This is a genomic window from Lysinibacillus sp. EB106-09-02-XG168 (assembly GCF_058791475.1).
In genome coordinates this window covers 3,347,911-3,361,442 of record NZ_JBYTDN010000003.1, presented here as the reverse complement: position 1 = coordinate 3,361,442, position 13,532 = coordinate 3,347,911, and the positions used below count along the sequence as shown (strand labels likewise).

The window sequence follows — 13,532 nt, the reverse complement described above, 5'->3', positions numbered from 1 at the left end:
AACGGAGAATTTGCCATATGGCAAGGAATCGACACAATTCGGTCAAAGTCACAAAGGAATATAAATCATGTATACTAGTAGTATTGCTACATGGAGGGAAAATTATGATTTCAACGGTTTGGAATAATATTAAAAAAGGACAGCTCTCACCAGTTTATTTACTCGTTGGTGAAGAAAGCTATTTTATAGACGAAACAGTTAAACGGCTAAAAGAAGTGATAGGACCCGAAGAAGAGATTGAAATGTCAACATTTGATTTGGAAGAAATGCCAGTGGATGCCGTTATAGATGAAGCAGATACAATTCCTTTTTTCTCTGAGCGCAAGCTTATTATTGCTAAAAACGCATCTTTTTTAAAGGCGACAGAAAAGGGAAAAGAAAAAATTGACCATGATATAAAACGTATAGAATCATGGCTCGCTAACCCTTCTGATTTTTCAGTAACCGTTTTTATTGCGCCATATGAGAAATTGGATGAACGTAAAAAAGTGACAAAGATGATGAAGGAGCATGCGTTATTAGTCCAAGCTGAAACACCAAAGGAGCAGGACTTAGCTGTGTGGATACAAAGTCTAGTGAAAGCAGAAGGCAACAGCATAAAACAAAATGCGATTGAGCAGCTTGTCGCAATGGTTGGACCAAATATGCTACAGTTGCAAATGGAAATTGAGAAGCTAACTATTTATGTAGGAGATGGTGGTGAAATAACTGCCACTTTAGTCGAGGATTTAGTAGCAAAAACATTAGAGCAGGATGCATTTAAAATGTTAAATGCTTACTTTGCAAACGATTCTGTTGGAGCATTATCTATTTATCACGATTTATTGCGTCAAAAGCAAGAGCCTATCATGCTTGTTGGATTACTTGCATCAAATGTGCGTACGATGTCCAATGTCTTTTATTTATTAAAAAAGGGTTATCATCCACAGCAAATCGCAAAAAATTTAAAAATACATCCTTATCGTGTCAAGTTAATGGTTGAGCAGCGTAATCGTCCGTCAGAGGAAAGCTTATTGAAGGCTTTATATCAATTAGCAGAGGTCGATTTACAACTGAAATCAACAGGAGGCAATCGTGAGCGTTATTTAGAACTCTTCTTACTGCGCCGACTTTAAGAGGATAACGGTTGTGTAAAATGAAAACAACTATTGATGAGCTGTCCGAAGCAATATGGGCAGCTCTTTTAGGCGTAATTGATTTTTCTTATAAATTAAAAAGATCAGCAACTCTAAATAGAGTATACTGATCTTTTACAACAATTACGCTTTTTTAGCAAGGCGAGACTTTTTACGAGCCGCCGCGTTTTTGTGGATAAGTCCTTTTGAAGCTGCTTTATCTAAAGATTTGTAAGCTGCTTGTAAAAGTTCTTGTGTGTTTTCAGCTTTAGCAGCAACAGCGTTTTCAGCTTTTTTCACTGTAGTACGCATTGCAGATTTAGCTTTAGTGTTAGCAGCGTTAGCTTTTTCGTTAACTTTTACGCGTTTAATCGCAGATTTAATGTTTGGCATATGTTTCACCTCCTAAAATAGGTACGAGATGATATCTTCTCATTAATTTCTTGTGTCAATACAACAAAAATCATTTTAACAAACGCTTGGCCAAATTGCAATAGATAAATGCAAAGAATATTTACTTGACAGTTTGAACAAACTACAGTTGAGGTGAACTGTATGCAAAATTTTAATTGGCAACGTACAGATTTAATCGATGAATCTGAAGAGGTTGTCTTACATCAAACGAAAGAACAAAAAGAAACGCTTGAAGAGTCGAGTGGTGTTCAAATTGAAGATCGGAATGCTGGTCGGGTAAAAATCACTGATGTAGTTGTGAATGCAGAAGGCGAGCAGCAAATTGGGAAAAAGAAGGGGCAGTATATTACCCTCTCTGTGCCTACTTTGACGTTAGAAGATCGAGAAGGTTTTGAGCAGCTTGAGAAAGAATTACTTGTGAATTTTAAAAAAATGCATGAATTCATGTCATGGAAAGAAGATGACAAAATATTAATTATTGGTCTAGGTAATCGTACAATTACACCAGATGCTATAGGACCATATCTTATTGATCATTTGCATAGTTTAGATGTAATTGATGAAAAATTCGTCATGTATGCGCCTGGTGTAACGGGGCAAACAGGATATGAAACTGGTGAATTTGTAGCGGCGATAGCTGAACGATTAAAACCAAAATTAATTATTGTTGTAGACGCACTTGCAACAAGAGCTAGTGACCGCTTATGTAAAACAATTCAATTAACGAATACGGGGATACACCCTGGTTCAGGGGTAGGAAATAAGCGTAAGGAGATCTCATATGAGATGCTTGGCATTCCTGTTACTGCAATTGGTATCCCAACAGTAGTTGATGCGCCTGTACTAATTGCCGATGCTGTAGAGGTAATGCTACGTTCTATAGCTGCAAGAGTGTCAGAGCGGAGTAAACCTTCATCAAAATTGTCATTGTCTTCTTGGCAACCAGATATAAATAAAGAACTAGACATGTCTTTAGTACAGCCGATTTTTGGTGAATGGGCTACGTGGTCTAAAGAAGAGCGTCAGCAATTGTTTGCAGAGACTTTCGCAGGCTCTCATACACAGCTGATGGTTACTCCAAAAGAAGCCGATTATTGGATAGATAATTATGCAAAACTCGTATCATCTATGCTTATGAATTGGGCAAATAATCTATAATTTTTTCCGTTCTAAAAGGCACATCCTCTCCATACGATAAGGGGAGGAGGGTGTGACTTTGCTAAAAAAACTACAGTGGTCATTTGGTTTATTATTGTTCTTCTTCGTATTACCTGTCATTGCTGGGCAACTTCCGTTCAACAAGCAAGCATCGACTCCGATTAAAGAGCCAGAGGATAAACCAGTCGTGTTTGCCGCTACTAATTTACCTGAACAAAGTGTCCTTGAGGAGACAAAAGAGGAAATAAAAGAGGAAATAAAAGATCCATTTAAAGTATTGTTAGTATTTACGCATTCAGAGGAAGCATATCAACCAATAGTGCAAGCTGTTAGCGGGAAAGCGGCAGTTTATGATGACAAAACAAATATTTTTAGTTTAAAAGATACTATTTCTAAGCATTTTAGTATGAATGGTATACAAACGGACGTTTTAGATGTTGATGTGATGAAGGAATTAAAACGTCAGAAAAAGCTTTTTCCGGCAGCTTACAACGTCGTACGTCCTTATCTAGCAAAACGTTTACAAGAGCAATCCTACGATTTAGTGATTGATTTACATCGAGATTCTGCTAGGAAAAATGCGACAACGATAACTCATAATAACGAATCATATGCACGGATTGCAATTGTCATTGGTGCAGAGCATAAAAATTATAGATGGAATACTGCGTATGCAGAAAGTTTATCAGCTACAATGAATGAAATTGTGCCGAAAATTTCTAGAGGTGTTATATCAAAAAGTGGTGATACTGTGGATGGACGTTATAATCAAGATTTAACAAAAGAAATGATCTTAATCGAAATAGGTGGAATTGACAATACAGAAGAAGAATTGAATCGTACAATTGCTGTAATAGGAAAAGCTATAGCAAAATCTTTCGTTACAGAAAAACAATAGTATTAGAGATTATCATAATAGTCTCTCTTTTTGCCAATTAAGCGTTGCATTTACTATTTTTTAAAAAGAATAGTTGTTTGCAAAAATGCTAGAAATTTTTTTTGAAAAAATAGAAGTTAAGCCTTTTAATTATTCGTTTCTTGCCTTATAATTTTCGAGTCAGCACATAAAGATTTGACTTTGAGTTGTAAAAGTTTTGAGGCATATGCAATAGGCGAAATACGCTTTTGAAGCATCTACCATTTTTGGAGATGCTTTTTTGATGGGTAAAATGAACCTTTATCCCAAAAAGGATAAAAGGTAACTATACATAAGAGAAGGATTTCGTGGTGTTTATGTGATAAAATGTAAACTTTTTTAAATACTCATCCGTCAATTATATAAGTGAATGCACTGATTCGATCGTTAAAAGGGGACGATGTAGCTTAAAACTAACGTTTACACTATAAAAATGTCGCAAAGGTTTATGGATTATCGGAAGAAGAGGACGGAATATTATGTCAGGCAAGGCAGTCAATCATCGTTATATCCCTGGGTTAGACGGGATTCGAGCTTTAGCAGTACTAGCTGTGATAGCTTATCATTTTAACTTCAAATGGGCCAGTGGTGGGTTCCTAGGAGTAGATATCTTTTTTGTTTTATCGGGTTACTTAATTACTTCTACTGTTTTACCCTTAAAAGGAAATCAGTTAACGGTAGGATTGGGGGCATTTTGGATTGGGCGATTTCGACGCCTACTACCTGCTGCATACGTAATGATTATTACTTCATTCGCTTGGGCTACCTTATTTCATAAGGAACTTCTAGATACATTGCGTGGAGATGCAATATCCTCTATTTTTTATTCAAGTAATTGGTGGTTCATTTTTCACAAACTCTCTTATTTTGATAGTTTTGGATCTCCTTCACCTATAAAAAATTTATGGTCTTTAGCCATTGAGGAACAATTTTATCTGATTTGGCCAATTGTGTTAATCCTAGGGCTTTATCTTGTTAAAAAGCAAGCTAAATTAGCCATTTTTATCTTTATCGCTGCAATATGCTCAGCTGTGTTAATGGGCATAATGTATGAACCAGGAGCGGATCCAAGTCGAGTATATTACGGGACAGATACGCGTTCTTTTGAATTACTTATAGGCTGCTGGCTAGCGCTCGTTTGGCCGATGAAAAGACTATCTTCTCAAAAATTATCTACTGATCATGTCAATAAACTAAATGCAATAAGTTTGGTTGCTTTTAGTATTTTCATTTTAAGTATTATTTTTGTAGATGAATATCAAACTTTCTTATATAGAGGAGGTATGTTCCTGTTCTGTTTGAATGCAGCTATATTAATAGCCTGTGTTTGTCATCCAATTAGCATTTTAGGAAAAATACTTTCGTTGAAGCCCTTGCGTTGGATAGGTTCAAGATCGTATGGAATTTATCTATGGCATTATCCGATTATGGTATTGGGTACGCCAGTTCATGAGATAGGTAATCCTGCGTATTGGCGAGTTGCATTACAATTAGTTCTTATTTTAATGATTGCTGAATTATCGTATCGATTTATCGAAATGCCAATACGGAAGGAAGGATTCCGCGCCTACTATCGACAGCACCTTGTCATTAATAAAAATAAGTGGAGCAGCCTAACGATTGCTAGAAAAGTTTCAACGGTGCTCGTTCCACTATTCCTGTTAGTATTTTTTACTGGGATGACAGGTGTAGTAGGTGAAGAAAAAACGGAGTCAAAAGAGTCTCAACCAACAGAAATTAAAATCGATGGTGGAGAACAACAACCGTCTAAGCAGAATGATGCCGTAACGGAAAAAGAAGCACCAGAAAGCGACTCAGGGAATGGTGAGAATGAAAAAGCTGAAGCTAGCCCTCCTGACAAAGAAGAGCCTGAGCAAGGAGAAAATGATGCTACTGCTAACCCTGAAAATGAATCCTATAATGGAATATTAGCAATTGGCGATTCTTTAATGATAGATATCGCCTCAAGTTTGCATAATATCTATCCAAACATTACGATTGATGCAAAAATTGGACGCCAAGTTTCACAAGCGATCCAATTGGCACCTAATTATGCTAGTTTTAATCAGCCAAATAAAGCTGTTATTATTCAACTTGGCACAAATGGTTTCTTTACGAATGATCAGATTGATGCACTACTTGAAGCTTTCTCCAATGCCGATATTTATTTAGTGAATACACGGGTACCTCGTGCTTGGGAAGGTAAAGTGAATTATTCATTACAACAAAAAGCTCAAGAGCACGATAATATTACATTGATTGATTGGCATTCGACTGCTATCAATCATCCAGAATTTTTTGCTCCGGATGGCGTTCATTTAGTACAAAAAGGTATTACTACGTTAACGAGCCTCATTCAACAATCAGTCAATATATAATCCAATATTAAAATAGCCAGCAGGCACCATGCTATAGGTGTAGCTGGCTATTTTTTTTTTGTAGGAAAATCTTAAGCACTCTGGCACGCTATTTAGAAGAACCATTGATTTAACAGCATTTATGCCGTTCTAATGTTGTGGGGTTTATAAGGTTCATAGTATAATTCAAAATAATTTGAAGTTTCAAGAAATACCTTTATATCAAGGGTTCAGAGCGTGTGGGACTAGTTGCTAGCCCTAAAATTTGCCCCACTTGCCAATAACTTTGACTAAACAGTGTTACAGACTGCTTCTCTAATTCCTTCAATACATGGTCGTAAATCTTATAGACACAGCCTCCAGTCCAGATACGAAATTTACATTCTACATTGGCGTTCCAATATACTGTACTTTATTGTCAATACATATTTGCATAAAAAAAGATTAATGAGCCTAGTTACAAACCAATTTTAGATGCACAATAAATGACAAAGAAAGTAAATAATACAACTTTATATAAATAGTTGTTTATATCTATTTTTTGGTTAAGGTTCAGAATATTTGGTGAATTACGATTAGGTGAGGGGGATACTGAATGTGTGAGATTTTAGAAATAATCCATTTGACTGCCCTCAATTTATTCTAGTTTGTTTCTTAATAGGAGGTTGAATATTCTGAATAATTTGACATTTATATTTATCTTTGATAATATGAAATCGCATACACCACTTACATAGAAACTGGGGGGGAGTAAATCAAATGGTGAAAACTCTGTACAAACTAGATTTAAGCAAATCAATGGAAGAACAGGCGCATCCTGGTCACAATCGATGGCACCCAGACATACCAGCAGCATTTTCAGTAGATCCAGGCACTTCTTTTAGAATGGAATGTAAAGACTGGACAGATGGACAAATTAAAAATGATGATAGTCCAAATGATATTCGAGATGTGAATCTTGCACGTGTTCATGTGTTGAGTGGACCGGTCTATGTGAATGGCGTTGAACCTGGAGATTTACTTGTGGTAGATATTTTAGATATTGGTACTTTTCAAGATTCGGCGTGGGGGTTTAACGGCATTTTCGCAAGAGAGAATGGGGGGAGTTTCTTAGTTGACGAATTTCCAGAAGCAGCTAAATCAATCTGGGATTTTGAAGGCATTTATACGACTTCGAGACATGTACCTGGTGTGAAGTTTGCTGGAATTATCCATCCTGGCTTAATAGGCGTTGCTCCCTCTATGGAACTTTTGCAAAAATGGAATGAACGAGAAAAAGAACTCATCATGACCAACCCGGCCCGGGTTCCAACATTGGCCAATGCACCTACTCCGGAGAGGGCAGTGCTCGGAACATTAAAAGGGGCTGAGTTTGATCGAGTGGCTAAGGAAGGAGCTCGAACAGTACCACCAAGGGAAAATGGCGGGAACTGTGATATTAAAAATCTATCTAAAGGGTCGAAAATCTTCTTCCCAGTATTTGTGGAGGGGGCGAAGTTATCGGTAGGAGATCTTCATTTTTCACAAGGGGATGGAGAAATCACATTTTGTGGTGGTATCGAGATGGCAGGATGGATTGATTTAAAGGTGGATGTCATTAAAGGTGGCATGGAAATCTATAAAATTTACGAGAATCCTGTATTCCAACCGGGCCCAGTAGATCCAAACTATAATGATTTCCTCGTTTTCCAAGGGATTTCAGTAGATAATAAGGATGGGAAACAACATTATTTAGATGCTAATCTTGCGTTTCGTCGGGCATGCTTGAATGCCATTGAGTATTTAAAAACGCTGGGTTATACAGGTGAACAAGCCTATATGTTGCTGAGTACAGCACCAGTTGAAAGTCGAATCAATGGCATAGTCGATGTTCCAAATGCTTGTTGTACCATTGCAATCCCTACAAAAATATTCGATAAAAATATTATGCCAAAGTGATAGGATAAGGAGGTTTATTCTTGCCTAGTTACACATTTCGTTGCAATGATTGTGGAGATTTTACGTTATTTTTTAAATCAATGGCAGGGAATAAAGACAAATCAACTTGTCCTATTTGCCAATTAGAGTCAAATCGGGTCTATTTTGCACCTAATGTGTATACACTTTCGAGAGCACTTAGTTCGCAAATTGAAAAGGGAATGGAACCGCAAATTATGAGTCGAGAAGAATTAGGGACCAATAAGCCAAGAAAAAAGGCGGGCGCGAATCGTCCGTGGCAATTCGGATAAGCACTTATTGCTTTACTGGATATATTGGATAAAGATGCTATTCTATCATCTAGCCAAGGCGCCTACTGTGATAGGTGAAAATAATAAGACTGACAGTAGTTTTCTGTCTAGTTTATTGAGGGTGGTATTCCCGAGCGCCGAGTAGTTTTTATTTCAACGTATATTAATCATCTCTAAACGACACAAAAAGCTGATTGCCCGTTGTAAAATGGCCAATCAGCTTTTTGTGGAGTCTTGAAGTGCATTATCAAAGCGCCAAGTGGTTTAACAGCTGGATTGGACATAACTTAGACACAATTCTGACAAACGGAAAGGCATAACATTGTTATTTAAAGTAATTTGTTCGATTTCTAATAATAAGTTAGAAGCGTAACATAATCCACGAATATCTTCATCAATCAAAAGTGTATGGATCTTTAACCAATTCCAACAAATTTCACCTAATATGCCGCCGAGGATTTGTTCATTTCTATCTGTTAGGTAGCGGTCCATTTCTGTCTCGTAAATCTTCGGGAAATGTTTTGAATTATACTCGTAAATTTTATTATTAATCGGACAAATATGTGCAGTGCTATTTTTTTATGTAAGTGAGATATACTTATAATTTACCAACAAAAAGGTCGAAGGAATTAGCCTCAATCTTTTTTACTCACGCATTCCTTTACACACGCTCGCCATATTTTATTAGTCCCAATCTAGCCCCGAATATCCTCTAAATCATGCTGTAATATACATTAACCTGCAAAATCTAAAAACCGCATAAAACACTTACAAGTATTGATGTAACAGGCTTTCTAGACTAGTTGTTGTTGTACTTTGCATATCTTTCATAGTATAATTCATTATAGTTTAATTAGGAGTGGAAAAGATGAACCGAGAAGCACGTTTAAAAAGACAAGAGAATATTCGAAATTTCTCTATTATTGCACATATTGACCACGGGAAATCAACGCTTGCTGACCGTATTTTAGAGCAAACGAAATCATTAACATCTCGTGAAATGAAGGCACAGCTGCTCGACTCAATGGATTTAGAGCGTGAGCGAGGCATTACGATTAAATTAAATGCGGTACAATTAAAGTACGAAGCAAAAGATGGCGAAGTGTATACATTCCATTTAATCGACACACCAGGGCACGTCGATTTCACATATGAAGTATCACGTAGTTTAGCTGCTTGTGAAGGTGCTATTTTAGTTGTAGATGCAGCACAAGGTATTGAAGCACAAACACTAGCAAATGTTTATTTAGCTCTTGATAATGACTTAGAAATTTTACCAGTTATCAATAAAATCGATTTACCAGCTGCAGACCCAGAACGCGTTCGTCAAGAAGTTGAAGACGTAATCGGATTAGATGCTTCAGAAGCAGTTTTAGCTTCTGCTAAAGCCGGTATCGGAATTGAAGATATTTTAGAACAAATTGTAGAGAAAGTGCCTGCACCAACTGGTGATCCAGATGCACCTTTACAAGCCCTTATTTTTGACTCTGTTTATGATGCTTATAAAGGTGTTATTATTTCCATTCGAATCATGAATGGTACAGTAAAACCTGGCGATAAAATTCGAATGATGGCTACTGGAGCAGAATTTGAAGTTATTGAAGTTGGTGTACATACACCGAAAGTTGTATCACAGTCTGAATTAACAGTTGGTGACGTAGGCTATTTAACAGCCTCCATTAAAAATGTAGGTGATACTCGTGTCGGGGATACAGTTACATTTGCTAATCGCCCAGCAGCTGAGCCATTAGCAGGTTATCGTCGTTTAAATCCAATGGTATACTGCGGATTATATCCAATCGATACAGCGAGATATAATGACTTACGTGAAGCGTTAGAAAAGTTAGAGCTTAATGACTCTGCACTTCAATATGAGCCAGAGACATCGCAAGCACTAGGATTTGGTTTCCGCTGTGGCTTCTTAGGGCTTTTACACATGGAAATCATTCAAGAGCGTATTGAGCGTGAGTTTAATATTGATCTAATCACAACAGCGCCTTCTGTAATTTACAATGTTCACATGACAGATGGATCTACAGTTAAGGTTGACAACCCGTCATTTATGCCGGATCCTCAAAAAATTGATCGAGTGGAAGAACCATATGTAAAAGCTACAATTATGGTACCGAACGATTATGTAGGAGCTGTTATGGAGCTTTGTCAATTAAAACGCGGTAACTTCATGACAATGGATTATATCGATACTACACGTGTCAGCATTATTTATGAAATGCCGTTATCAGAAATCGTTTATGATTTCTTTGATTATTTAAAATCAAATACGAAGGGCTATGCGTCATTTGACTATGAACTCATTGGTTATCAGACTTCAAAACTAGTGAAGATGGATATCTTATTAAATGGCGAGCAAGTCGATGCACTAAGCTTTATCGTGCACCGTGACTTTGCGTACGAGCGAGGTAAAGTCATCGTTGAAAAATTAAAAGAATTAATCCCACGCCAACAATTTGAAGTACCAATTCAAGCAGCTGTTGGACAAAAAATTGTCGCTCGTTCAACAATTAAAGCTATGCGTAAAAACGTTTTAGCAAAATGTTACGGTGGGGATATTTCTCGTAAACGAAAACTTCTTGATAAACAAAAAGAAGGTAAAAAACGTATGAAACAAGTAGGTTCAGTCGAAGTGCCACAAGAAGCATTCATGGCTGTTCTGAAGATGGATGATTCGAAGTAATTCAGTAATGATAAGGGTTTGTGACGTACTTAGTTAATTTATAAAAGGGTTAAATGGTGGGGTTCCCCACCATAAAAAAATACGTTAGCAATTTTTATATATCTTGAGCGAATGAATCAAAGATGTTTGCAGCATCTCTGGCCATTTTCTCAGTGAGGTGGACATAGCGATCTTCTGTGACGGCAGCTCTGCTATGTCCCAATCTTTTTTGTACAGTTTCAACAGGTTTACCATTTTCTGTTAATGTTGTTGCGTGTGTGTGGCGTAAGGAATGATAGTTAAAACTGATATTTAATTTTTCACTAATTTTTCTGGTATTATATTTGATGACACTTGGCGTACAATGTTCACCATTTTCTTTTTTACATACATAATCATGTTCTGGATCCTGTTTATAAAGCTCACCGCACTTTAAACGATTTTCTAGTTGTCTTTTTTTAGCTCGTCTTAAGATTTCGGTTAGAGCATTACCAAAGGGAATTGTTCGATAACCAGCCTTTGATTTTGGAGGTCTAGGTTGCCACTGTATTTTTCCGTTGCCACCTTTGATACCGATTAGTTGCTGCTCAATTTTCAATGTCATTTCCTCGAAATTTATATGTTTCCATCCAAGCCCACAAACTTCTCCTACACGTACTCCACAATGTAAGCCGATATGAAATGGTAAATAAAAAGGATGATCCTCATTTATAATGTTATTAATACGTCTTAAGTTATCTTTTGTTTGAATTTTTAAATCTTCACGAGTAGGTTTTCTACTTTTATCCTTCATGAGCTCTACATAAAGCATAGGATTTTCTTTGATGTATTTATAAGGATACACTGCGTGATTTAAAGATTTACTTAATATACCTACAATTATGCTTAATGTTTGACGAGCGAAACCTTCACGTGTTTTCAAATTAATAAACTGTTGTAAGATATGAGTGGTTAAAGATTTTACTTTATACTTACCTAGGTGAGGTAAGATGTGATTATTTATTACACCTTCATAATTGTAGTACGTATTCGGTTCTAGTTTAAGGTCAATATATTCCTCCATCCAAAAACTTAAAAAGTCCTGTAATGTAATTTCTTGTGGTTTAAATACAGTTCCAGCATTTTCGTATTCAAATATCTCTCTTCGTAATATCGCTTCTGCTTCTGCTTTTGTATGGGCTCCTTCGGCTGTTGTTGAATACTCTGGGCGAATACGTTTGCCATCCACAGTTCCCATATCAAAGTAGTAGTACCACGTGTTTCCGCGTTTGCGAACTCAGCCTTTCATAAGTTATCTCCTTTTATATTTAGTTTTTTAGATAATTTCACATAACAATCACTACCTTTAATAAGAATGAATGTTCGGTTTGTGATTAAAATTTTTTACCATCTACGCTCTTTAAAGATAATAGTTCAATTGGAACACCATTTTCTTTAATCGCATCATAGATGGTAAAGATAGAATAATCTTGTTCAGAAAATAATTCATCTGGCAACAATAATTCGACAGCAAATGTATTAGTTTCTATTTCTAATTTATCTGTAGAAAAAAGAGTATGTTTTTTCAAAAACGAAGTATTAGTATCAGGATGTTGAACAGCATGTCCTAATTCATGGCCACAAATAAAAAACTGAGAAGCTTTGTCTTTATCTTGATTAATATGAATAATAGGCACTCTGAAATGCTTGCTGTAATATCCTAATGCGTTGCCTAACGGTTCAAATACAATGAGTATCCCCATGCATTTGGCAATTTTGAAAGGATTGTTTGTCCCATATTTTTTAACTAACTGATTAACAATTGACTTTATTGACATCGCATCCAACACTCCCGTTAATCTCTATATTTTTTAGGGGTGAATTTCTGTTTTGCTACACGCTTAGCAAGTCTCAGTGAGTTTTCTAAACTTGATAATAACAATTCTCTATCTTCGATCCTTCTTCATTTAATTCGTCTAGGGTTCTACCATCAAAAGCAGCATGTCCACTTTCAGATAAACCTTCAATCATTCTATAGAGTTCTTTTTGTATATCTTGTTCATCTTTTTCAGTTAAATCGTAATAACGTTTTTTATCAGTGCGGCCTAATAGATAATCAGTACTAACATCGAAATAGTCTGCTACCTTCTCCAAGGTTTCTGATTTTGGACTTTGAGTTTTCCATTTATAAAAAGTGTTTTCGCTAAAAAGGCAACAGGTATTGTACGTAATGTCGATGATTTAGGTCGTGTGGCCAAAAGAGTTACGTCGCACATTAGGGATTAAAGAAAGAGATTCTTTAGAAATCTATACAGATGGTGACAAGGTTATCTTAAAGAAATACAAGTCAAACATGGAATGTGCTGTAACTGGCGAGGTATCTGATGATAATCACATTTTGCTGGGTGGCGGATTAATTCTAAGTCCAGAGGGTGCTAAAAAGTTAATTGCTGAAATTGAACGATTGAAGAAGTAGGTGATTCCATGCGTATAGGCTACACTCACGCTGATGTTTACGAGCGTGAATCGGATTACTGGCAAGACATTGAAGAAGCACAGAATGCACAAATAGAGGCACGAAAAAACTCATCAAAGGGTGCAACCAATGGCGAGCGTGAAAATTTTAAAAATGACAATGGTATTGTACCACAGGAGGATTAGTAATGCGAACTGCTAACCAACTGGAATATC

General features: G+C 36.5%; 11 protein-coding genes and 2 pseudogenes. 9 read left to right on the top strand and 4 right to left on the bottom strand.

The genetic code is table 11. The features are described 5' to 3' along the window. The first annotated feature begins 104 nt into the window (after positions 1–104). Complete coding sequence (holA, locus tag AC3WSO_RS17230; RefSeq protein ID WP_492532515.1) at positions 105–1,115, top strand: DNA polymerase III subunit delta; 1,011 nt, start codon at positions 105–107, stop codon at positions 1,113–1,115. Between the two features lie 144 nt (positions 1,116–1,259). Here the strand turns inward: holA and rpsT are convergent, their stop codons facing one another. Further along, entirely contained in the window at positions 1,260–1,508 is a 249-nt protein-coding gene (gene rpsT, locus AC3WSO_RS17225) for a 30S ribosomal protein S20 (protein WP_079562884.1), read from the bottom strand. A gap of 162 nt (positions 1,509–1,670) precedes the next feature. Between rpsT and gpr the strand changes: the two genes are divergently transcribed. The 6 genes from gpr (at position 1,671) to lepA (ending at position 10,883) form a co-directional block, all read left to right on the top strand. Beyond that, complete coding sequence (gene gpr / locus AC3WSO_RS17220; RefSeq protein WP_492532514.1) at positions 1,671–2,687, top strand: GPR endopeptidase; 1,017 nt, start codon at positions 1,671–1,673, stop codon at positions 2,685–2,687. A gap of 52 nt (positions 2,688–2,739) precedes the next feature. Further along, on the top strand, positions 2,740–3,585 hold the full coding sequence (gene spoIIP, locus AC3WSO_RS17215) for a stage II sporulation protein P (RefSeq protein WP_492532513.1): 846 nt from the start codon (positions 2,740–2,742) through the stop codon (positions 3,583–3,585). A 497-nt stretch (positions 3,586–4,082) separates the two neighbouring features. Continuing rightward, entirely contained in the window at positions 4,083–5,981 is a 1,899-nt protein-coding gene (locus AC3WSO_RS17210) for an acyltransferase family protein (RefSeq protein WP_492532512.1), read from the top strand. 738 nt (positions 5,982–6,719) lie between these two features. Then, on the top strand, positions 6,720–7,898 hold the full coding sequence (fmdA, locus tag AC3WSO_RS17205) for a formamidase (protein ID WP_492532511.1): 1,179 nt from the start codon (positions 6,720–6,722) through the stop codon (positions 7,896–7,898). Between the two features lie 20 nt (positions 7,899–7,918). After that, the gene (locus tag AC3WSO_RS17200; RefSeq protein WP_323647411.1) at positions 7,919–8,188 is read left to right on the top strand and encodes an FmdB family zinc ribbon protein; all 270 of its coding nucleotides are present in this window, start codon (positions 7,919–7,921) and stop codon (positions 8,186–8,188) included. Between the two features lie 868 nt (positions 8,189–9,056). Beyond that, entirely contained in the window at positions 9,057–10,883 is a 1,827-nt protein-coding gene (gene lepA / locus AC3WSO_RS17195) for a translation elongation factor 4 (RefSeq protein ID WP_492532510.1), read from the top strand. 94 nt (positions 10,884–10,977) lie between these two features. Here lepA and AC3WSO_RS17190 read toward each other — a convergent pair whose 3' ends face one another. From AC3WSO_RS17190 to AC3WSO_RS17180, 3 genes and pseudogenes are all read right to left on the bottom strand, one after another. Further along, positions 10,978–12,099: a tyrosine-type recombinase/integrase gene (locus tag AC3WSO_RS17190; RefSeq protein WP_492532508.1), complete on the bottom strand. Its 1,122-nt coding sequence runs from the start codon at positions 12,097–12,099 to the stop codon at positions 10,978–10,980. A 136-nt stretch (positions 12,100–12,235) separates the two neighbouring features. Then, the gene (locus AC3WSO_RS17185) at positions 12,236–12,679 is read right to left on the bottom strand and encodes an ImmA/IrrE family metallo-endopeptidase (RefSeq protein WP_492532507.1); all 444 of its coding nucleotides are present in this window, start codon (positions 12,677–12,679) and stop codon (positions 12,236–12,238) included. A gap of 17 nt (positions 12,680–12,696) precedes the next feature. Beyond that, positions 12,697–13,043 (bottom strand): annotated as a pseudogene (locus AC3WSO_RS17180) (transcriptional regulator); the annotation flags it as partial. On the opposite strand from AC3WSO_RS17180, the pseudogene AC3WSO_RS17175 reads away from it, so the two are divergent. Both AC3WSO_RS17175 and AC3WSO_RS17170 read left to right on the top strand, forming a co-directional pair. After that, positions 13,029–13,317, top strand: a pseudogene (locus tag AC3WSO_RS17175) (AbrB/MazE/SpoVT family DNA-binding domain-containing protein). The pseudogenes AC3WSO_RS17180 and AC3WSO_RS17175 sit on opposite strands and share 15 nt — an antisense overlap. A gap of 8 nt (positions 13,318–13,325) precedes the next feature. Further along, complete coding sequence (locus AC3WSO_RS17170) at positions 13,326–13,502, top strand: hypothetical protein (RefSeq protein WP_492532506.1); 177 nt, start codon at positions 13,326–13,328, stop codon at positions 13,500–13,502. The last annotated feature ends 30 nt before the right edge of the window (positions 13,503–13,532 follow it).

Bases quoted from the DNA above. Each gene is read 5' to 3' on its own strand.
- gpr (WP_492532514.1), top strand. From the start codon at position 1,671: ATGCAAAATTTTAATTGGCAACGTACAGATTTAATCGATGAATCTGAA.
- AC3WSO_RS17170 (WP_492532506.1), top strand. From the start codon at position 13,326: ATGCGTATAGGCTACACTCACGCTGATGTTTACGAGCGTGAATCGGAT.
- fmdA (WP_492532511.1), top strand. From the start codon at position 6,720: ATGGTGAAAACTCTGTACAAACTAGATTTAAGCAAATCAATGGAAGAA.
- lepA (WP_492532510.1), top strand. From the start codon at position 9,057: ATGAACCGAGAAGCACGTTTAAAAAGACAAGAGAATATTCGAAATTTC.
- AC3WSO_RS17190 (WP_492532508.1), bottom strand. From the start codon at position 12,099: ATGGGAACTGTGGATGGCAAACGTATTCGCCCAGAGTATTCAACAACA.
- AC3WSO_RS17210 (WP_492532512.1), top strand. From the start codon at position 4,083: ATGTCAGGCAAGGCAGTCAATCATCGTTATATCCCTGGGTTAGACGGG.
- rpsT (WP_079562884.1), bottom strand. From the start codon at position 1,508: ATGCCAAACATTAAATCTGCGATTAAACGCGTAAAAGTTAACGAAAAA.
- AC3WSO_RS17185 (WP_492532507.1), bottom strand. From the start codon at position 12,679: ATGTCAATAAAGTCAATTGTTAATCAGTTAGTTAAAAAATATGGGACA.
- holA (WP_492532515.1), top strand. From the start codon at position 105: ATGATTTCAACGGTTTGGAATAATATTAAAAAAGGACAGCTCTCACCA.